13 protein-coding genes are annotated in these 22,124 nt (G+C 56.6%); 4 read left to right on the forward strand and 9 right to left on the reverse strand.

The window, feature by feature from the left end; all coding sequences use genetic code 11:
- Positions 1-153 precede the first annotated feature (153 nt).
- The 4 genes from ACHQGU_RS07660 to ACHQGU_RS07675 all read left to right on the forward strand — a co-directional run bounded on the left by ACHQGU_RS07660 (position 154) and on the right by ACHQGU_RS07675 (position 11,448).
- On the forward strand, positions 154-6,219 hold the full coding sequence (locus ACHQGU_RS07660; protein ID WP_395494538.1) for a DUF3320 domain-containing protein: 6,066 nt from the start codon (positions 154-156) through the stop codon (positions 6,217-6,219).
- A gap of 101 nt (positions 6,220-6,320) precedes the next feature.
- Positions 6,321-8,117, forward strand: a complete 1,797-nt coding sequence (locus ACHQGU_RS07665; protein ID WP_395494539.1) for a glycoside hydrolase family 15 protein — start codon at positions 6,321-6,323, stop codon at positions 8,115-8,117.
- Between the two features lie 222 nt (positions 8,118-8,339).
- A complete protein-coding gene (locus ACHQGU_RS07670; protein WP_395494540.1) occupies positions 8,340-8,909 on the forward strand; it encodes a biliverdin-producing heme oxygenase in 570 nt (189 codons plus the stop codon).
- Positions 8,902-11,448 (forward strand): HWE histidine kinase domain-containing protein, encoded by a 2,547-nt coding sequence (locus tag ACHQGU_RS07675; RefSeq protein ID WP_395494541.1) that lies wholly within the window; start codon positions 8,902-8,904, stop codon positions 11,446-11,448. The genes ACHQGU_RS07670 and ACHQGU_RS07675 overlap by 8 nt, the downstream gene beginning before the upstream one ends.
- A 10-nt stretch (positions 11,449-11,458) precedes the next feature.
- On the opposite strand, the gene ACHQGU_RS07680 is transcribed toward ACHQGU_RS07675, so the two are convergent.
- The 9 genes from ACHQGU_RS07680 to ACHQGU_RS07720 all read right to left on the reverse strand — a co-directional run bounded on the left by ACHQGU_RS07680 (position 11,459) and on the right by ACHQGU_RS07720 (position 22,091).
- A complete protein-coding gene (locus tag ACHQGU_RS07680) occupies positions 11,459-12,220 on the reverse strand; it encodes an ABC transporter ATP-binding protein (protein WP_395494542.1) in 762 nt (253 codons plus the stop codon).
- A complete protein-coding gene (locus ACHQGU_RS07685; RefSeq protein ID WP_395494543.1) occupies positions 12,217-13,224 on the reverse strand; it encodes a FecCD family ABC transporter permease in 1,008 nt (335 codons plus the stop codon). Before ACHQGU_RS07685 ends, ACHQGU_RS07680 begins: the two co-directional genes overlap by 4 nt.
- On the reverse strand, positions 13,221-14,051 hold the full coding sequence (locus tag ACHQGU_RS07690) for an ABC transporter substrate-binding protein (RefSeq protein ID WP_395494544.1): 831 nt from the start codon (positions 14,049-14,051) through the stop codon (positions 13,221-13,223). The genes ACHQGU_RS07685 and ACHQGU_RS07690 overlap by 4 nt, the downstream gene beginning before the upstream one ends.
- A gap of 213 nt (positions 14,052-14,264) precedes the next feature.
- The gene (locus tag ACHQGU_RS07695) at positions 14,265-14,645 is read right to left on the reverse strand and encodes a hypothetical protein (RefSeq protein WP_062250018.1); all 381 of its coding nucleotides are present in this window, start codon (positions 14,643-14,645) and stop codon (positions 14,265-14,267) included.
- A 203-nt stretch (positions 14,646-14,848) separates the two neighbouring features.
- Positions 14,849-15,910, reverse strand: a complete 1,062-nt coding sequence (locus tag ACHQGU_RS07700) for a glycosyltransferase family 4 protein (protein WP_395494545.1) — start codon at positions 15,908-15,910, stop codon at positions 14,849-14,851.
- A gap of 48 nt (positions 15,911-15,958) precedes the next feature.
- The gene (locus ACHQGU_RS07705) at positions 15,959-17,086 is read right to left on the reverse strand and encodes a glycosyltransferase (RefSeq protein WP_395494546.1); all 1,128 of its coding nucleotides are present in this window, start codon (positions 17,084-17,086) and stop codon (positions 15,959-15,961) included.
- A complete protein-coding gene (locus ACHQGU_RS07710) occupies positions 17,080-17,988 on the reverse strand; it encodes a formyl transferase (protein ID WP_395494547.1) in 909 nt (302 codons plus the stop codon). The genes ACHQGU_RS07705 and ACHQGU_RS07710 overlap by 7 nt, the downstream gene beginning before the upstream one ends.
- Before the next feature lie 157 nt (positions 17,989-18,145).
- Positions 18,146-19,498 (reverse strand): cytochrome-c peroxidase, encoded by a 1,353-nt coding sequence (locus ACHQGU_RS07715; RefSeq protein WP_395494548.1) that lies wholly within the window; start codon positions 19,496-19,498, stop codon positions 18,146-18,148.
- 94 nt (positions 19,499-19,592) lie between these two features.
- Positions 19,593-22,091: a phosphocholine-specific phospholipase C gene (locus ACHQGU_RS07720; protein WP_395494549.1), complete on the reverse strand. Its 2,499-nt coding sequence runs from the start codon at positions 22,089-22,091 to the stop codon at positions 19,593-19,595.
- Positions 22,092-22,124: the final 33 nt, after the last annotated feature.

The following is a 22,124-nucleotide window of genomic DNA, read 5'->3' on the forward strand; positions in this document are numbered from 1 at the left end:
GTTCCAAGCGCTTGATAATGAGGCTATTTTATTCACCAGACAAAATTTGTTCTGCAAATGTCCCTTACATTTTGTCCCGTCAGGCCCCATAACAACGCCAGAGATTTTTGCGTGGCTTCCAGCCCTGCAAACTGAGTTCTGGAGAGATGACACATGGATTTAGAGCGTACGGAAGAGGTTTCCATCACAACGGAAACACCGCAGCCAGAACCTGTTCCGGCTCCTCCCCCGTCGCCTGTCCTCAAAGTCTCCCTGCAGGATGCCCTGAACGCCTCGCTTTGGGAAAACAGTGTGCCCGTTCTGCTGGAACTGGCTCTTCAGAACGAAACGGACCGCAGCTTTTCCCAGATTGACGTGACAGTCAGCAGTGAACCGCCGGTTATTCGCCCTCGTGCATGGCATCTTCAACAGGTCGAGCCGGGGCAGTTTCGTACCCTGAAAGACCTTGATCTAAAACTGGACGGGGCGTTTCTCAGCAGCCAGACCGAAGCCTCTCGCGCCTCTGTCACCTTTGTGGCGACGAATAAGGAAACCGGAGAGGAGCTGACCCGCCACACAGCCGATGTGCGTGTTCTGGCCCGCAATGAATGGGGTGGTCTGTCCGGTATTCCAGATATTCTGGCCGCATTCGTACTGCCGAATGACCCGGCTATTGCCCGTATCCTGCGCAGCGCGACGGAGATCCTGAAAAAGGAAGGCCTCTCCCCCTCTCTGGAAGGATATCAGGGCACCAAGGAACGGGTCTGGCAGCAGGCACAGGCGATCTGGTGCGCCGTCTGCCAGCTTGATCTGGCCTATATCAACCCGCCCGCATCTTTTATCGACCACGGGCAACGCGTTCGGCTGCCCAGCCAGATTGTGGAAGAACGTCTGGCGACTTGTCTGGATACCACAGTGCTGTTCGCGGCCTGTCTGGAAGCTGTCGGTATTCGCCCGGTTATTGTGCTGACGCAAGGCCACGCTTTTACCGGCTTCTGGCTGGCAAAACTGGATGCAGGGGTTTCCGTCATGCAGGATCTGCCTGCCCTGCGGAACCGCCTGAAATTGCAGGATCTGGCGGTGTTTGAAACAACGCTGGTCACGGCAGGTCGCAAGCCCAGCTTCTCTGTCGCATGTGAAAAAGGAGAAGCCAACCTGCGCCACGCGGGCGAGGGCGAAGACAATACGTTCCGCGAGATTATTGACATCCACCGCGCCAGATTGCGCCGCATCCATCCGCTGTCCTGCACCCTGCCCTCAGCGCCGACGGAAGACCTGCCCGACGCAGAAGAGCCGGAAGCCGCCCTGCCCGTGTTTGAAGCGGCCCCCGCTCTGCGGGAAGACCCACAGGACGCGGAAGAGGACAAGCCCGCCACGCCAGCGGACCGGCTACAGCGCTGGTGTAACCGCCTGCTGGATATGTCGGGCCGCAATCGCCTGCTTAATCTGCCACGCTCAGACAAGCAGCTGATTGTTATTGATTGCCCGAACGCGTCCGAGCTTGAAAATCATCTGGCCGCCATGCGCGCAGGTCGGCTGACAAAGCCTCTGCGGTTCTGCCCCCGGCCGGACATGATGGACGAGGACGACCCGCGTCAGGCCAGCCTGCATCATGAACGCTACCATGAAGATGCGGCCCGCGCTTACGCTGAGGAGGCTCTGGAGCGGAATGAACTGCTGGTCTCCCGTAAGGAAAACCAGCTTCAGGCCGCCCTGACAGAGCTTTACCGCCGCGCCCGTGCGGCCGAGCATGAGGGTGGGTCTAACGTGCTGTTCCTGACCATCGGCGCTCTGGCGTGGACGGCAGAAGGACGGGACAAGCCATTCCTGGCCCCACTGATCCTGATTCCGGTTATTCTGGAACGGCCCAGCATCAAATCCGGCTTTGTCCTGCGTGCGCATCCGGATGAAAGCCGGATTAACGCAACATTGCTGGAAATGCTTCAGGCTGATTACGATCTGCGTTTCCCGGCTTTGGAAGGCCAAACGCTTCCGGAAGATGAGTCCGGTCTGGATGTTGAGCGTATTCTGGAACTCTTCCGTGTTGGCCTGCGCGCCGTGCCCGGCTGGGAAGTGCGGGATTACGTCACACTTACCACGCTCTCCTTCGCCAAGTTCCTGATGTGGAAAGACCTGCAGGAACGGAGTGACAAGCTCCGCACCAGCGAAGTCGCCACACGCCTGCTGGATGGCATCACCGCAGAAGATACCGAGGCAGCGCCCCTGCCCCGTTTTTTTGAAGTTGATGGCTCTCTGGACGAGGCACTCGTCAAGGCGGACCTTATCTGCCCGATGGAAGCTGATTCCTCACAGCTTAAAGCCGTTGCCCGTGCGGCATCCGGGGAAAGCTTTGTGCTCATCGGGCCACCCGGCACCGGGAAAAGCCAGACCATTGCCAACATTATTGCCAACACACTGGCGCAAAACCGCACCATTCTGTTCGTCGCGGAAAAACGGACGGCGCTGGAAGTGGTGCGCAACCGCCTGAAGCAGATCGGGCTGGCGGAATTCTGTCTGGACCTGTTCTCGCCCAAAGCCAGCAAACTCGCTGTGCTTGGCCAGTTGGAAGCGGCTCAGACCGTGCTGGAAAATTTCAGCCCGGATGAGTGGGCTCACAATCGCCAGCAACTTGACCAGATCCGTGCAGAACTGAACAACTACGTTGTTGTGCTGCATCAGAAATGGCGCAACGGCTGGACAGCTTATCGCGCCATTGGCGTGACGCTCCGCGCGGATGATGCGCAAACGCTCGTTATCCCCCTGTCATGGCCTGATTGTAATGCTCATACCGCGCAGGACTATCAGACGCTGGCCGATACGGCAGAAAATATTGCCAGCCTGTATGAACGTATTGGCGATGTTGTGCAGTCGCCCAAACTGGCCGGGCTTGAGCATGTTGAATGGTCGCCCATCTGGGAAGGTCGCCTGCTGGATGCCGTCACCGCAGCACTTGCCAGCCTGAGCCGCCTGCGCACCACCGCAGAGGAGGCCGCGCGCGCTTTGGGACTGGAGGCGTCAGACTTGTCTCTGCGCCGCCTCCGACAGATGAGCATTCTGTGCACCCAGCTCCTGAAACCGGAAGCCTGTGCATGGGCTTTTCCGGATACCTCTCAACAAACTCTGAATACTCTTCTGGCCGAAAAAACGCCCATTGCACGGCACGCCCAGCTCAAAGGCGAACTCCGTACAGACTGGAAGCCGGAAGTGCTTACCCTGCCGCTGGAAAGCATGGTGCAGGAATGGCAGGAGTCCAAGGAGAAGTGGATTTTTGCCCGGTCTAAAATTCAGAAGACCCTGCGTAAAAAGCTGGAAAACCATACAAACGCCCTGCCGGACGAGTGTGAGGATGATCTGGTCCGTCTGGCGGAAATACAGGCTCTGGAAAAGCAGCTGAAGGACGCGCCGCACCACACTGTTGTTGGCCCGGTCTGGCAAGGTCTGGATACAGATTTCAGCACAATTGAAGCCATGCATGCATGGGGCGCGGAAACACGCTCGGCACTGGCCGCCTGTGCGGGCGATACAGCTGGCTTGCTTGCCGCCCGGACCCATCTGAACGCTCTTCTGCGTGATGGAATGGACCTGTTGCGCACTGGTGGGCCGGTCAATCATACCCTGAAGGCATTTCAGGCCGCTCTGACCGAGTGCCTGACGAGCCTTGAAGCCCTCGGTACCCTGAGTGGGTCAGACGGACTGGCGCTGGTCGAAAGCAGCCAGAAAACTTGGCCGGACGCCATGACAGAAACCCTGCAGGCCTGGAAACAGTCCGCGCGGGATCTGCGCGACTGGTGTTCCTGGAAACATGCCTGTCAGGATGCGGTCCGGCTTGGCCTGACCTCGCTGATTGCCGCCATTGAGCATGGTCTGGTGGCATCACACGATGTCACACGGGTGTTTGAAGCCAATTACGCCCGCTGGTGGGTCCGCTTTGCGATTGATCAGTCGCCCCTGCTACGTGGCTTTGTGGCGGCAACGCACGAAAAGCAGATTGAACGGTTCCGCACACTGGACCGCAACTTGATGGAAATGTCTGTCAAACTGATCCGCTCACAACTGGCCGGGCAGATCCCGGATGTCAGAACCCGCCAGACAGACCCGGAATATAAGGTTCTGACACGGGAACTGGCCAAGAAAATGCAGCACCTCCCCATCAGGCAGCTGGCAGAAAAAATGCCCACGGCCCTGCGCCGTCTGACACCCTGCCTGATGATGAGTCCGCTCTCCGTCGCGCAATATCTGCCTGCCGATGCTACCGCGTTTGATCTGGTGATTTTCGATGAGGCCTCGCAGATCCCCACATGGGATGCCATCGGGGCGATTGGCCGCGGCAAGCAGGTCATTGTGGTGGGTGACCCCAAACAGCTGCCACCCACAGATTTCTTCAACCGGACAGCCTCCGATACGGATGAGGTGATGGAAACCCAGACCTGTGATCTGGAATCCATTCTGGATGAATGCCTTGGAGCGGGTGTGCCGCCCGTTAATCTCTCGTGGCATTATCGCAGCCGGCATGAGAGCCTGATTGCGTTCTCTAATCAGGCCTATTATGGCGGCCAGCTCATTACTTTTCCGTCGCCCGTCACCAAAGATCAGGCGGTATCCTTCCGCTTTGTGCCGGACGGCGTTTATATGCGCGGCGCTGACCGCACTAACCCGGTGGAAGCCCGCGCTGTTGTGGCGGAAGCCCTGCGCTTGTTGCAGGATGGCTCAGAGCGTTCTCTGGGGATTGTCACTTTCAATAGTGACCAGCAAACTCTGATTACGGATCTGATGGACAAGGCGCGGAGTGAAGACCCTGCCCTTGAACGGTTCTTCAGTGATGAAGCCGCGGAACCTGTACTGATCCGCAATCTGGAAAACGTACAGGGTGAAGAGCGTGATATCATGCTGTTTTCCCTGACCTACGGGCCGGATCAGGCTGGCAAGATCACTCTGAATTTTGGTCCGCTGAACCGCGATGGGGGTGAGCGCCGCCTGAACGTCGCCATCACCCGTGCCCGTGAGCGCCTGATCGTGTTCGGCTCCCTGCATGGAGATCAGATTGATATTGCCCGCACGCAGGCCGTCGGGGTGCATGATCTGCGCAAATTCCTCACCTTTGCCGAACATGGTGCGACTGCTCTGGCCGGATTGCATGAAGGCTCTGTGGGCGACTTTGATAGTGATTTTGAAAAGGAAGTCGCCGCCCTGCTCCGCCTGAAAGGCTGGCAGGTTGTGCCGCAGATTGGCGTTTCCGGCTTCCGGGTTGATCTGGGCGTTGTGGACCCGGATCGGCCGACCACTTTCCTTGCCGGCGTGGAATGTGATGGCGCAACCTATCATCGCAGCGCCACGGCGCGCGACCGCGACCGGCTGCGGCAGGCTGTTCTGGAAAATCTGGGCTGGACCATCCTCAGAATCTGGTCAACCGACTGGTGGACCAACGCACAGCGCGAATGTGACAGGCTGGACAAAGCCCTGCAGGCCCTGCTGACCAAAACACGGGAAGAGCGTACCGCGCAGGAGGAAGAGGAGCGCAGCCGTGCTGCCCTTCTCCCTGCGGCAACTGATCCTGCTGAGGCACAAGAGGCTGCCTTGTCACAGGATGATGCCGGGAACACGGAGGGAGCCTCAACTCTCCCCGACAGTTCTGCAGCCGGTGGAACTCCATCAGGCGAGCCGGGTCTTTACGCACGGGCACCGGAGCATGTGTCGTCGCAGACCGCCCCAGTGTTACCCGTCATAGAACCTGAGGTCCCTGAACCTCTGCCAGATGCCGTCCCCGATCAGGCTCTGTTCTTCAAGGAAACCTACACACCAATGCTGATCCGTCTCATCCAGCAGGAGGCAGACAGGCATGGTCCGGTGCGGGAAGATCTGCTCGTCCAGTCTATCTCTCGTCAGCACGGCTTCGCGCGGGCCGGGCGAGAAATCCGCGAGCGTGTTCAGGGGCTGATCCCCGCCTCTCTCCCGCGCACGCAGGAAGATGTAGGCACCTTTATCTGGCCGGAAAACCTCTCGCCGGATGCACCGCTACCTTTCAAAGCTCCTGCCCCGCAGGAAACGCTGGACCCGGCAACCGTGCCGCTTGCCATGCTGGTCAGTCTGGCAAAAACACTGTTGGTTACCGGGCTGCCCGATGAGGAGCTTATTGCCACTATGCGTAAAGCCTGTGGCATGGGGCGTATGGGAGCCGCCACGCGCGCCCGGTTTGAAGCAGCTTTAGCGCGCAGCCGTGGTGCGGAAGACGGTATCGCCTGACAAAGCCACCTCCATCAGCTTCGTTCAACCCGGCTGCGGAACGCTTGCCCCCTGCATACCGTTCAGACTGAAGAGTTCCTTCTTCTGCACAGGATGCCGGTATGTCCTCTCACGATCCGTTTCCGCGCCGCATTCTTCCCCTCCCTATTGAAGACTATGCCCTGCTGGGGGACTGCCATACTGCGGCACTGACCGGGCGGGATGGCACTATCGACTGGCTCTGTCTGCCGCGTTTTGACAGCCCAGCCTGTCTGGCGGCGTTGCTGGGAACAGCAGAACACGGGCACTGGGCTTTACACCCGGCAGAACCCGTTCTCAGCGTGCAGCGCCGTTATCGTGATGACACCCTGATTTTGGAAACCACATTTAGCACCCAAAATGGTGAAGTGATGTTGACGGAGTGCATGCCGGTTGAGCAGGAGCACCGCACACTCATCCGCCGCGTTACGGCTGTCCGTGGACAGGTGCATATGCGTTGCAGCCTGCGTCTGCGGTTTGATTACGGGCAAACCATTCCCTGGGTTACCAAACTGCCTGATGGAAGCGGTCTTTGCGCCATCGCAGGGCCGGATCAGGTGATTTTACGGTCCACAGTGCCGCTCCAGGGACGACATCTGACGACAGAAGCCTTTTTCAAGCTGAAAGAAGGTCAGACAGAAACCTTTGTCCTGCAACATGCCCTCTCGCACGAGCCTCTTCCTTCCGCACTGGATACGGAGGCAGCGTTGGCCTACACCGAGCAATGGTGGCGGAACTGGTGCGCACACTGCACTTATAAAGGGCCATGGCGAGAGGCCGTTCTCCGCTCTCTGATTGTCCTCAAGGCCCTCACCTACGCGCCAACCGGCGGGATTATTGCCGCGCCCACAACATCTTTACCAGAAGATCCCGGCGGTATCCGGAACTGGGACTATCGCTATTGCTGGTTGCGGGATGCAGCCCTGACCCTCTCCGCCTTTATTTCCTGCGGGTATCACACGGAGGCTCAGGCCTGGCGCAACTGGCTCCATCGCAGCATTGCGGGAGAAGCCAGCCAGATTCAGATCATGTATGGCCTGTGCGGAGAGCGGAGTTTGCGGGAATGGACTGTTGAAAGCCTGCCCGGCTACCACAAGGCCTATCCTGTTCGTATAGGCAATGCGGCGGCGGATCAGGTGCAGCTGGATATTTACGGCATCATGGCGCATGTCGCCCAGCTTGGACGGGCTGCAAGGCTGCACAACCGCCACTCTGCCTGGGCTCTGCAAACAAAGGTCGTCAACTGGCTGCAGCACATCTGGAGGCAACCTGATCAGGGCATCTGGGAAGTGCGGGGAGGCCCGAGGCAGTTCGTGCATTCCAAAGTAATGGCCTGGTTCACGTTTCAGGTCTCTTTGCAGGACATGGAACGCTACGGCCTCCCCGGCCCCAAGGAAAGCTGGACCCGGACCCGCGATGCCCTACACGCCGATATTTGTAAAAATGGTTTTAACAAAGATCTTGGCAGCTTTGTGCAGTTTTACGGAGGCGATACTCTGGATGCTGCTTTACTGCTCCTCCCCCGCGTGGGTTTTCTGCCGTATGATGACCCCCGTATTCAGAAAACCATTGCGATGATTGAAAAAAACCTTCTCAGGAATGGTTTTTTGCAAAGATACAAAACTTACAACAATGTTGATGGCCTGAATTCCACGGAAGGAGCCTTTTTGGCCTGCACTTTCTGGCTGGCCGATGCCTATGCGCTGACAGGCCGGCGAGAGGAGGCTGTGGCCTTATTTGAAAAACTGCTGAGCCTGCGCAACGATGTCGGCCTGCTGGCCGAGGAGTATGATCCGCAAAACAACACACAACTTGGCAATTTTCCGCAAGGCTTTTCCCATCTGGCTCTTATTCATACAGCATTAACGCTTTCCGCTTAGCGTAATGGGGCCTCTATCCTTTCAGACGGTCTGCTTTAACTGAAAATTAACACGGATTAGTGATAATAAACAGATCGTATCCTTCTCTCTTCAAATGTTGCCTATCCGGCACATGAATGCGATGATACGTTTACGTTAACCGATACGCAGATCCTGTTGCCTGTTTTTAAAACCATGCGGGACCCTCTGGCGTAGCCTTTTCCAGATGGTGCGAGGTCAGGCATGGCGCAAAGCTCACGTCGTTTTTTTCTGCGGGACAGAACACATCACGAACATACAGAGCTGGATCAGCTCATTGGCCCTCTGACATCCGAGCCTGCGTATCGCCGCTATCTGAAAAGCCTTGCCGCGTTCCGGATCGGTGCAGAGCAAGCCATGAGCACGGTCAGATGGCCAGAGAGCCTAGCTGGCTGGGCCCCCGTATCCCTGAGTGTCATGATGCAGGCGGACCTGAAGGATCTGCAGGAAATCCATCATCCCATGCCTGATTTCCCCCCTCCGGCGTCCCTTCCGGCGCTGCTGGGGGTGCTGTATGTTCTTGAAGGCTCGTCCCTCGGCGCACGCTTTCTGGCCAGACAGGTTTCCGCTCTGGGTTACACGCAGGATTTTGGGGCACGGCATCTGGCAATCCAGACAGCGTCTCCCGATAACTGGCAGCATTTCCTTCGCCTTCTGGAGAGCGCTCCTGAGTGGGATGCAGACGTCGCTGCAGATGCTGCCCACGGTCTTTTTCGCTATGCCATTGATGCCGTAAGGCACACAGATCGTCTTACGGAAACATCTCATGGTTGAATTCGGTCAGGCAGACCTTACCAGCTGCGATAAAGAACCGATCCATATCCCCGGCAGTATTCAGCCGCATGGCTGTTTACTGGCCTGTGAGGGCGATACATTCCAGGTGCGACGTGTTTCTGCCAATGCTGCTACCATGCTGGGGTTCGCCGGGCTGGCTCCGGGTGTCCTGCTTTCGGATTATCTGAGCGCCGCTACACTGCACGCCCTGCGCAATGGTCTGGCGCATAGCCTCTCCCTTGGGCGGCCGGCCTATATGTTTGGCGTGCATCTTGCCGGGGCGACTGCGTTCGATCTCTCCATTCATGTCTCTGGCGAAGATATTGTCATTGAGTGCGAGCCGGAAGGCGCGCCGGAAGACAACAGCCAGTCCGTCGCCAGTCTGCGGATGATGCTGGACCGCCTGCGGAACATGTCGGACATGGAAACCCTCTTCAGGGCCGTCGTGCGGCTGATGCGGGGGATGCTGCATTATGACCGCGTGATGATCTATCGCTTTGACCCCGACTGGTCCGGCAAGATCGTGGCGGAAGCGCGTTCTTCGGTTCTTGAGAGCTTTCTGGGCCAGCATTTCCCCAGCGCTGACATTCCAGCTCAGGCCAGAGATCTGTATCAGCGCGCCCTGATCCGCATGATCGGGGATGTCAGCTACACCCCGGTCCCTGTGCAGGGAATGCCGGGGCTTGGGCCGCTGGATATGTCTCTCTCCCAGTTGCGCAGCGTCTCACCCATTCATTGTGAATATCTGACCAATATGGGCGTGGGCGGGTCCATGTCCATTTCCCTGATCGTGGATGGGAAGTTGTGGGGCATGATTGCCTGCCACAACTATTCTCCCAAAATCCTGACATTGGGCGAGCGTACAATCGTCAAGATTTTTGGTGAGTTTGTGGCGCTGCGGATTGTGGTGCTGCTTAGAACCAGCCGCCTGCAGGTGACTCAGCAGACCCATACCCTGATTGAAAATTTTTTGAGAGAGGCTGTCCCGATGTCGGACATGCCTTCTTACCTGCGCCAGCATATTGCGGATCTGGCCCCCCTCATCCCCTGCGATGGGATCGGGTTATGGATCAATGGTCAGTGGACCACCCACGGAGCGGCTCCCTCCGCGCCGGATGTTGTGCTGGAGCTGGTTTCCATCGCGCATGAACGCGCCGGGCACCATATCTGGCATACGGATCATCTGACGGGCCTCACCCCGGATGCGGCAGCCTTCCTGCCGGATGTCGCAGGCGTGATGATTATCCCCATCTCAGCCCAACCGAAGGATTACGTCTTCCTCTTCCGGCGAGAAATTCTCCAGACTCTGAACTGGGGCGGTGACCCGAACAAAACCTATACAAGCGGCCCGCTCGGGCCCCGTCTTACCCCGCGCACCAGCTTTTCCATCTGGAAGGAAGAGGTACAGGAAAAATGCCTTCCCTGGACGGATAATAATCTGGAAGCTGCCGGACTGGTCCGCTCCGGGCTGATTGAGGTGATGGGCGCCTACCATCAGCAGCAATTAAAGGAACGCTCTCAGGCTGACACGCGCCAGCGCATGCTGAATGAAGAGCTGAGCCACCGGGTGAAGAATATTCTCGCTGTAGTGCAATCCCTCATGGCGCGGCCCGTGCCGGAAGGCCGCACGATGCAGGAACATTTCGTTATTCTGCAAGGTCGCGTGAAGGCTCTGGCGACCGCGCATGATCAGGTGGTCCGCACCGATGGCGGTGGCCTGCTTTACCCGCTTCTGGAAGCCGAACTGGCCCCTTATCGGCTGCTGCCCGATACCATTACACTTTCTGGCCCGCAGATCTGGCTGACAGGGCGCGCCTTGTCCGTCATGGCATTGATTGTGCATGAACTCGCAACCAATGCCGCCAAATATGGGGCGTTTTCCAACCGTGAAGGCCGTTTGCATGTCTCATGGTGGCAAGATCAGACAACGCAGGACTGGGTGATCACCTGGCAGGAAGTCGGTGGCCCACCCATCAACGAGCCTGAGAGCAAAGGCTTTGGTTCCATTTTGCTGGATCGGGCTGTTCCGCATGAGTTGCATGGCAAAACAATAAAAGAATTTCGAACGGAAGGGCTTTTCATCCGTTTTACTCTTCCCAGCCACCATGCTGAGGTGATCACACAGGAGAACAGCACCATGCAGGCCCCCCTGAAAGCAGAAGTCATGCAGGCAGACCGCATGCGGCTGCAGGACAAGAGTGTCCTGATTGTGGAAGATCAGCTTCTGATTGCGATGGATGTTGAGCAGGCTCTGGCGGACCACGGGCTTTCTGATGTGCTGACAGTTTCTTCTGTTTATGAAGCTCTGCAGGCCATACGGACCCACCACCCTGATCTTGCTCTGCTGGACTTTAATCTGGGCGATGAAACCTCGACCGATGTGGCCCGCACGCTGCGGGAGCGAGGCATCCCCTTCCTGTTTGCTACGGGCTATGCTGACCGCTCCATGATCCCCACAGAATTTCATGACGTACCGGTCGTGCGTAAGCCCTACTCACCCGCGACCCTCATCCGGGAAATGGAAAAACTCATCGGCTGAGAGGTTTTTTTCAGGGACAGAGATCCCACGGCACGGGGATTGTTCCAATCCGCCGTGTCGTGACCTGATACACATCCCGCACCAACGTTTCCGCCAGCACGTTCTCCGGTACGCCGTGAGCACGGATTGCCCCATCCTGCATCAGCACGAGCTGGTCGCAAAAGCGGGCTGCCAGCGCCAGATCATGCAGCACGACCACCACGGCCTTGCCGTCCTGATGCGCGGCTTTCTGAAAAAGTGACATCACCATCAGCGCATGCGCCGGGTCCAGTGCCGCAACAGGCTCATCAGCCAGCAGAACTGGCGCGTCCACACAGAGCATCCGGCAAAGTGACAACCGCGCCAGTTCACCGCCGGAAAGACGATGGGCGGGACGGTCTGCACTCTGCAACAACCCCGTTTGCTCAAGAGCTTCCGTCACTTTGGGATGATGAAACGCCACGGAACCGCTTTCTCCATGCGCCAGCCTGCCCAGGGCCGCGACATGGCTCACGCTCATGGGCGGTGGACGCACAACCTCTTGTGGCATGAACGCAATCTGGCGGGCACGCCAGTGTGCCGGGACTGAGGCAAGGTTCTGGTCATCAAGCAGAAGACCCCCCGTATCCGGAACCTTTAACCCGGCGAGCAGACGCAACAGGCTGCTTTTCCCTGCTCCGTTCGGGCCAATCAGCCCTACCACAGCGCCGCTCTGCACAGACATGGTGACAGACCGCAGGATATGCCGGCCGCCGAGGGAAAGAGATACATCTGACGCGAGCAGGCAGGTCATACGCCATCCTTCCGCAGCTTCAACACCCGATGGAAGAAGACCGGAGAACCGACCAAAGCAGTCAGAACACCAAGCTGAAGTTCCGGTCCGGATGCCGTCATCCGGACAACATTATCAGCCACCAGCAACAAAGCAGCTCCGCCCCAGAATGACGGCCAGAGCAGGCGGGAGGGTTGATAGCCCGTCAAACCGCGCAAGACGTGCGGCACCACAAGCCCTACAAACCCAATCGCGCCTGAGACCGCTACACAGGACCCAACAGCCAGCGCTGTTCCCAACACAACCCGTATCTGTACGCCTCGCCAGCCGGTGAGGACAAAACCCATACTGGTAGCGACCTCTTCCCCCAATGTCAGAGCATCCAACGCCCGGCCTGTTGTCAGCATCAGAGCACTCCCCAGAACGGCCCCCGGCAGGCAAATGGCGACATCCGTAAAGGTCCGGTCTGTCAGGGACCCCATCAGCCAGTGCATGATTTCAAAAGAGGCATAAGGGCTTGGGACCAGGTTCAGTGTCAGCGCTGTCAGGGCTGCGGTAAAGCCGCTTAAGGCCGCGCCCGCCAGCAGGAGCACGAGCACACCTCCGTCCCCCACCAGCAACATCAGCAACGCGACTGCGGCAAAAGCACCAATCAATCCACCAAGCGGAAGGGCTACAAGCGAGACCTGCATCAACCCTGTATAAAAGACGCACACAGCCCCCAGCGCCGCCCCTCCGGATACGCCCAGAATACCCGGGTCTGCCAGCGGGTTGCGCATGTAGCCCTGCAAAGTTGCGCCGGAAAGACCGAGCACACCGCCCACCAGAATGCCCAGAAGCGCGCGTGGCAGACGTAACTGCTCCAGAATAATGGCTCCGGCAGTAGGACGGCCTGCCAGAACATCCTGCACAGCCTGCACGCCAGCAATGGAGCTTTCCCCGTGCCAGAGGGACACAACAAACAGCACACCTACGCAAGCAGCCAGATAAAAAGAGAGGCCTCGTCCCTGTTGACCTGTGATCATCGGAGAGCCTCCAGTGCGGCACGATTAACTTGAAGGCGACTGATAACGTCCAGTGTTTGCGGTAAGCCACATAGCCATAATCTGGCAGGAATATCGGCCTTATGCGCTTCGGGAAAAGCGTTCTGCAGAACCGGATTATCGAGCATGGCCTGAGCGATGGAGTAGCCTTGCCCGGAGCGATCAAGAATAAGCAGATCAGGCGGATGAGCGATCAGGGTTTCCAGAGGGAGCTTGCGCATATGACTCATCCCCTTCTGGCCCGTATAGTTCTGAAAACCGGCATGGCGCAGGACATCATCCGGTAGACTGTCCGGCTGCGTTACAAAGCCATTGGCAGCATAGATGGCCGCGACGGGACCCTTTGGGTCTGTCGCGCTCAGTTCAGCCAGACGCGCGCGAAATGCCGCTACAAGCTGCCTGCCACGCTCAGGCTCGCCAATAGCTTCCGCAACCGTCATGATCTGTATGGGAATATCGTCCAGCTTATCCGCTGGTCTGAGCGCCACCACGGGCAACCCTAACGATCTGGCGACCTGCATGGCAACGCGTGCCGTATACGTGCCACCCAGCACAATATCCGGTTGATGCGCCACAACGGCTTCGGCTGAAACGTGCACAGTGGGCACTGCACGGGCCTGTTCGCACAGCACCGCGTTCTGGCAATCCCGCACCATAGGGCTGAGCCCCACAATGTTTTCAGGGTTTGCCAGCATCAACACCAGCTGATCGGTACACAGATTGAGCGAGGCTATCCGGTGCTTTGGCTCGGCCAGAGCCACATGCGCCCAAGAACACAGAACCAGCCCCAGCAGGAACCGTCGCCACATCAGCACGTCAGATGGCTAAAGGAACATTGGAAACAGAGGGGCATAGCGGCCTTCATCCCGTGACACATCACTCTTGTCACCAGACCGTATCTCTACAAAGCCGCATAGACCGCACCAGATGGCGGCCCCTGCCCTGTAAACATACCCGCCAGATCACCGCGTCCGACAGTATCCAGTCACGCCTGCCTCAAAAACCCGCAAAAATGAGGTCTGTCAAGCAGGCGGCGGAAACGGCTCATGTAAGGCACGCCGTCGGACGCAACGAGGCAGCAGCGTTTGCAGCATGCTCAGGGTTGCGGTGTCAGAAAGCCCGGTTTCATTGGAAAACTGGGTCAGTTCCTCAGGCGTGAAGAATTGCTTGATTTCAGCTTCCGTCGCAGGCGGCGCGTTATCCTGTGCCTGCCAGTCACGAATGACATCAATCATCCCGGCAGCACTGGCGCGTTGTTCCAGTTTGCTCGGCGCATCGGGCTGGGGGACCGGGCCAAGCAGATCATTCAGGACAGAAAGCATGCCGGAGACATCCTTGCTGGCCAGAGTCATGAAATCCCCAACCTGGGTGACGGCAGATGTGAGTTGTTCTGTAATTTTCATAGGAACCACCTTGCCTAGGGCCCAGAGAACGTCCGCTGTGGCTGTCTTCCCGCCTTATCGGATCATCCTGCTCAACCGGATAAGCTCTCTTCGTGGAAAGGGAGCTATCCATCCAACGCCGGCCAGGCTGGACACGTTGCGGCCTCGTCCGCATCCTCACTGAAATGTGTTGGCAACCGTTTAAAGTCAGGCAGCCAGACGGCTTACAGCCCTAGCATCCTGCACCATAGGGAAATGACATGATCCCGACTGAACAACGCCATCCGGTCTTTCCCCTCTCTGGAAAAAGCCAGACGTTTTTCCGGGTTTGCCATCAGGTTTAAAAGCCCTTCAGCCAGCCCCGCCACATCATTCTGCGGCACCAGAATTCCTGTCTGATCGGGGATAATAATTTCAGCAGGCCCGGTTTCACAATCAAACGCCACAATCGGTACACCAAAAGCAGCCGCCTCCAGCAGCACCATGGGCAGCCCCTCAAACCGCGAGGACGACACCATGAGGCCTGCCTGAGCAAATAGCGCGGCAACATCCTTTTGCGCCGGCCCAACACTGGCGCGTTCAAGGGTGGCAGCCTGTTCTGTCAGCCGGGTCTTTTGAGGTCCCTCACCCACAATCGTCAGTTTCCAGCCCGCAGAGCGAGGATCCTCTTCAACCAGCTTCCAGGCCTGCAGGAGCCGGTCGAACCCTTTTTGCGGGCTTAACCGCCCCAATGCCAGCACCGTGCGGGCCGCGATATCATAGGGCTTTTCAGAAACGGGGGGAGCCATATTGGGAATACAGTGCACCTGCGCTTTGGGCTGTGCCTTTTGTTGCCAGATGCTCTGGTCCCGATGAGTCAGCGTGACAATATCATTCGCCCATTTTGCAGCGATAAGACGCCCCCAGCGTCTCTTCTTTTTCCCCAGATCGACATTGTAATTGAAATGTTCCCACACAATACACCGCACGCCGGCCAGTCTGGCCGCCGCAACCGCGTAGAGTGCATGCGTTGATTCCACAACAACCAGCGTTTCCAGCTTTTTACGTTTGATAAGATGATAGAGGCGCATGATCAGCGTGGGCGCAGACCACAAAAGCGAGACATGCTGTGCTGATAAAACATCCCGCTTGATGCGCTCATCCATAGAATAGGCAGGCGGCCCTTCTGAGAGAACTTCTATCAGCGTGATGTCCGCATAGTCAGCCAGACCATTCATTACAGCGCAGCACGTACGCTCCGTACCGCCCATCAGGCCTATTGTGTGGATAACAAACCCGACGCGCATCTCTGCTCCTCTTTAACCAATGCACCAAAGCGCATCTCAAACACTGACCTAATGTTTTTTTGCCGTTTCAAGCAAAGTGGACATCAGGTGAAGGTAGGCCTGCCCACCATAATCAATTGAAAAAGGCCTTACAGCCTCAGCCAGCCTTTGACTATCCGGGGCAGGTTTTTCCAAAACTGCAATCATGGCCCGCGCAAGAGCGCCACTGTCTCCCACCGGCACAACATGCACAGCCTCGGAACATCCAACAAAATCACGGGCAGCAGGAGTGCAATCCGTTGTGATGACCTGACGACCGGCCGCAAGCGCTTCCAGAACAACGGCGCCATATCCTTCCCGTCGGGATGAAAGGACAAACAGACGAGCGTCATCCAGATAGGGCCGGATATCTGTGACATAGCCTGTGAGCCGAACCTTGTCCTGCACGCCCTTGCGGGCAGCGAGATCAAGCAGCGCCTTCTGATCAGGCCCTGCCCCGCAAATCGTCAAAGTTGCGGTGGGATAGTGTGTGGCGACGGATGCGAAGGCCTCAATTAGCAGATCAAACCCTTTTGCGTGCGTCAGTCTGCCTGCTGCCAGAATATTAAAATTGCCTGCGTCTGGCATCCGGGCCGCCGGAAGACTTCCGCAGAGCGCGGGTAACGGAATAACATCCGCGACAGGCCGCCTGAATAAGCAGTTGGCTTCCTCTGCCGTGGTGTGGTCAAGCGCCACCAGTTTGTCAGATTTCCTCAACAGAAAACGCATTCGTATGTTGAAGATTTTTTGCGCCCAGACAGAACGCCCGGGTTTATAAATTGGAGAACTGATTTGCGTCAGAATAACAGGGCGTACCTTCGGGGGCAGTCTCCCCAGTGTATAAGCCACAGGCCAATGATAATTCCCTGGCACAAAGCATGCTTTTACCGGGTTTTTCTGGAAATACTTCGCCGCCTTTTTGGCGAGCTCTGCCATGGATGACCGGGAACGGCAAATCGGTTTAGGGGCAATAACCAGCCTGACTGCCGGAGCCAGCAAATCCCGCATCTCGCCCGCTTCTGCCCCGGCGAACACAACAACAGGATAACCCTGCAGAGACCAGTAATTGGCAAGCCTAATAGCAATCCGCTCGGACCCACCAAATACAAAGTCATGGATAACAATGCCGATTGAAAAAAGGTCTTTGTTTTTCAGCATTTTTTTTGCAGAAACTTCTTAGACTCTCGAATGAGTTCAATAGACAATCCATGGGCAGATAGTTCTGTCCGTTTGACGTCAAACACTGTGACAGGCCCTGCGGCTGAAAGCGTATGCATGCCTTCTGTATACGGTGCAAACTGTGCCGGGATCCTGATCCTGGCACCAGCATGTGTCACGACCCGATCAGGGGTCAGCACTTCAAACCATAACGGCCGAATAGCCCCGCCATAGGTCCATGAACAATCCTGCACCGGCAGCATGACCCGTCCATTCAGAACACGCGGTGTTCCGCCGGGCCGTGTACTGGCTGAGTCAAACCGGACAGGGTTGCGGGGGTGGCGTGTCCACGGCCCCTTTAACTGCTCGGCAAAAGCCAGATGCAGTTCCCCCACCGGCTTGGGCGGCTTGCTGGCTGGTGTATAAAAAAGCCACCACAGACCGTCATGGAAAAAGGGAGTGGCATCCACAGCCACATCGGGCCCCAGATCAATCACGCAGGCAGGCTCCCATACGTCGGGGAATGAGGCCGCGCGATACAGGGTCAGTTTACCTGAGTGATACGCTTCCGGCAGCATCCAGATCTCACCGTCTGCTTCAAACACATACGGATAGGACAAATGCCAGGGCTCAGAAAGTGCAACGCGCCGCCCCAAAAACTTGAAGAAGGCGTCATAAATAAAGACTTCTATAATTCCATGACGGGTTCGATAGTCAAAAGTTTCAACAAAGATATAGAGCGTGTTGTCTTTCCAGAACCCGAAGGGATCGGCCATAAACTGGAAAGACTTCATCTCAGGAAGCCAGGTTACAGTTTCTGCCTTTACACCGGCTTCTTCAATAATGGCATCCAAAGGCGTAGCAGAAATACCGACATGCCATATATCTTTACGGAGACCCAATTAAGAAACCTTTTACATTCATAAAAATTAACACAAGAACGTTTCTGTTCTTGGAAAGTCATAATGAGCACTTAAATTTTTATCAAGGTCAACAACCCGGAAAGCAGAGCAGATCCGCATCTTATTAAAGCCTGCTGCCCTGCCCCGTTTCCCCCGTTCAGCCATCTGTCAGTGTTTGCAGGAATGCAATAATGGCCTGCCGTTCTGCCCTGGTCAAAGCGGGAGCCTGCCCAGGCTTGCGGTCAAACGGCGCATCGATTGTATCGACGTTGCCCCGATAAGCCGCCGGAATATCATTATAGGTCTGAACCTTGCCGTCCGGCCCTTTGGGGTAAAAGCGCTCCGGCTCAAGATCCCGCAACACATAAAAATCCATGACATCTTCTAAGGAATGAAAAACGCCATTGTGGAAAAAACTATGCCGGGTTGCGGTATTCCGCAAAGTCGGTGTCGCAAACATCCCGCAATAAGGCGCAAGGTCTTTCCGGCCTCCCGGTTTCTGATCACACACCCCAAGATCATAATATGCCGGATCATGCGTATGCTGGAGGGCAAAATTACGAGGCGCAGCAAGCGCTTCGTATTGATGGTCCGTAAAAAGAGGCGGTAAACCGTCGCTCCGCACCGTATCGACATGACACGCCGCACAGTTTCCCTTCTTAGGGTCATTGAACAAAAGATACCCTTCCCGCTCCATAGGAGAGAAGCGGGCTTTGCCTTGCAGCCAGGCATCAAACTTGCTGCTATACGGATGAAAATTCTGGTCCTCAATCTGATAGCGCGCCAACGCAAACAGGCCTTCGGAAAGCAGAAAATCAGAAGATGCCTTACCGCGAACACCAGCCAGATCCCGCAAAGGTGCAGCATAATCCACGGTTTGCAGGCGCGCGCTGACTTTCTCCGGTGTAGCCGCCATTTCATCCGGGTCAAACATGGGGCCGCTGGCCTGCTGGTGCAGTGTATCAGCCCGACCATCCAGAAAAAGACCGCCCTGCGGCACCAGATTGGCTGCTGAGCTTGCCGTGTTCACGGCACTTTTTGCAGCATGATTACCTCCCGTCACGGGTACCGCGATTGTGGGGGCAATATCATCAGCAACAGCATCATCAGGCCCAATGCTGAACGGCGGTTGACGCTCCAGATAGGTCAGGCTGGGGATCGCACGTCGCCCCTCTCTGTCGCCCGTTGCGCCGCCTTTGAAAACCGGAGCGTTCCCAGATGGACCATAATGCAGACTGGGCACATGGCAGGAGGCGCAGGATAACTTGCCGGAACCTGACAAGGCCGGGTCAAAAAACATCGCCTTGCCCACTGTCGCCATCATGGACAAAGGTTGCTGTTTTTCCAGACGCAGGCTCCGGGGACACGGGTTCCTCCCATCTGCCGCAGGGTTACAGGCTGCACCAGTCGCAGGCTCAGCTTTAGCCACCTGCCCGCTCAGCCCCAGTGCCAGCAGGAGAGCACATCCTGTCACCAGAAATGTTGATTGCAGCAGTCTGAAAGAGCGCACGAATGAGAACCTTCTTTTAAACTGGCCGCCCCCAAGCAAGGCCACCGCTTCCCCTTATCTACAAAAGCCAGGAAGGCGGTTCAATGCGAGGTTTTTAGCCGGTCTGCAAGCCTCCCATTGCGATATCCGTCTTCCCAGGCCGCGTCGTTTCAACCCGACCGGCAAAATGGTACAGGAATTCAGGCTCCTCTGCAGCCGACACCATAATATCATACCACATAGCACTTTCGGACAGATCAAACGGAACAGCCAGCGTCTGTCCGGCAAGCAGACGTACGGTGCGGTTTATCTGTCCGGCTTTGGAAATGCAGGTGAGTTCAACCTTTTTCTTTCCATGATTGCTCAGACTCAGCACCAGATCTTTTTTCTTACCGGCCAGATAACGGCAAGACGCTTCTATCCGCAGGCCATCCTGCTGGCCCTTGTAGCGCCGGTAAAAACCATTGGGAGCATGAACACCAACGTCATAATGCCCCTGAGAAAATGAGGCCATCTCGAATGACGCATCCAGCGTATCGCCTGCTGCCACAGCATAGGTAGCCACCTGCATGCTGTTGCTTTCCGGGCTGGTGTAGCAATGCACGTTAAACGGCAAACCTGCGGCCTGCCGACCATACAAAGCCGTACCTGCTTTCATATGCAGTTGAATGCTCCGGCCATCCGCGCTTACACCGCCGTCACAATAGGGTTCATAAGGCAGCGCACAGGCTGGCCGGACACCCGGCTCCTGCCTTACGGTCTGCTGTATTTTTTCCGGATTGTTCCGCAACTCCGTAATTTCGGCCGCTTCAAGCGCCTTGAAACCGCTGGGCATTGGGCGATCTTTAGCATCTTCAATCATATGCAGATGGGCATCACGATTCAGATAAGGCAATCCTGGCACAGAGCCATCATAGGGCCGGAAGCAGGAGGTCAGATCACCGCTGATTGCACGACGCCATGGAGAAATATTAGCCTCAGAAATCTTTTCCCCGAACTTTTCCTGAACAAATCTTTCCAGAAACTGCAGTGTGGAGGTGTGTTCAAACAACTGTGAATTCACCCACCCCCCTCGGCTCCAGGGAGAGGCAATAATCATCGGCACGCGAAACCCCAGCCCAATCGGGCCGCTGCGCGCCTGATGTTCTGGCACGCCACGGGCAATTTCATCTTGCGCCGTTGTATATTCCAGCCCCTCCCCGCCAATGCTGCGAGAAAAGCGTCCTGTTTCAGGGCGCTTAGGATCTGGTGCGACATAAGAACAGCAATGGTCAAAATAACCGTCATTTTCATCATAGGTGATAATGAAAATCGTCTTTTTCCACACATCCGGATTTTCTGTCAGAATATCCATCACTTCCGAGACGTACCACGCCCCATACCAGGGGGACGTCGGGTGATCGGAAAAATGCCCGGGCGCTGAAAGCCAGGAGACGGCAGGCAGCTTACCCTCTTTCACATCCTGTCGGAACTGATACAGGATGTCGCCCTTCGGAGCCTTCATGCTGATGGATTTTTCTCCATCATGGAACGTCAGCTTTTCAAGCTCGCGATAATGTTTGTCACCCTTGTTGGTCACAAAGGCTTTTTCAAACAAGCTACGCTCTTCAGGCGTCAGCTTCTCCAATGGTCGGCCAGACTGTGCCTTGCGGCGTGTCAGAACAGCCATCAGTTCCCGCGCTTCAGCTACCTTTTCTGCCTGTGTTTCTGACACCAGCATTTCCCGGCTATTGAGCCGGTCCAGATGGTTCTGGCAATCACTGATGCGGTCATCAAGCCAGTCATCATAGCCCGGATTGGCAGACACGACGTACTGATCAAAGCATTCCAGCACATTGGTGCTGAAATTGCTCAGCCAGCCCCGTTCCGCATCACTCATGCCGCCGGTTTGAGACAACTCGTTCTGATAATATTTCCAGGAGACACCGACACTCTCAAGTCGTTCAGGAAACGTGTCCCACGTCATCCCGCCTTCAAGAATTTCGCCATTACGCATGTAAACATTGGATGACGGGTCCTGACGATCCCGCACAGTCCCAGTCATGAACAACAGACGGTTAGGCGTCGTGCTGGTCATCGCGCCACAATAATTCTGGTCACAGACCGTAAACGCATCTGCCAGTGCATAATAAAACGGCAGATCTTCTCGCGTGTAATATCCCATCGTCAGGGGATAGCGGTCATACCCTTTATGGTGGGATTTTTTGGCATCAATCCAACGATCATGGCCGCCATCATGCCAGGCATCAACCTGACTATCACGAGAATGCGGGATAGACCCCATCCACGTTACCCGCGTATCCCGAATATTCAGCCGCCAGGGCAGATAGGTCTCCCCTGACTGGCTCGACTGCAGAAAGACCGAATTGCCGTTTGGCTGACGCATGGCACGCGGATCATTAAACCCACGCACGCCCTGCAACGTGCCAAAAACATGATCAAACGAACGGTTCTCCTGCATCAGGATCACCACATGTTCTGCATCTTTCCACGTAGAGCCGGCATCGGGCGCAATGGCAAAGGCGCGACGGACGGATTCAGGTAAGACTGCGCTGGAACCAGCCGCCGCACCGGACATAAGCGCGTATTTCAGGAAGTCTCTGCGTGTTGCCATGATCTGTGTATCGTCCAACTCAGGTTACAAGAA

The organism is Acetobacter sp. KSO5 (assembly GCF_044094635.1).
In the GTDB taxonomy this organism is placed as follows: Bacteria; Pseudomonadota; Alphaproteobacteria; order Acetobacterales; family Acetobacteraceae; genus Acetobacter; species Acetobacter cerevisiae.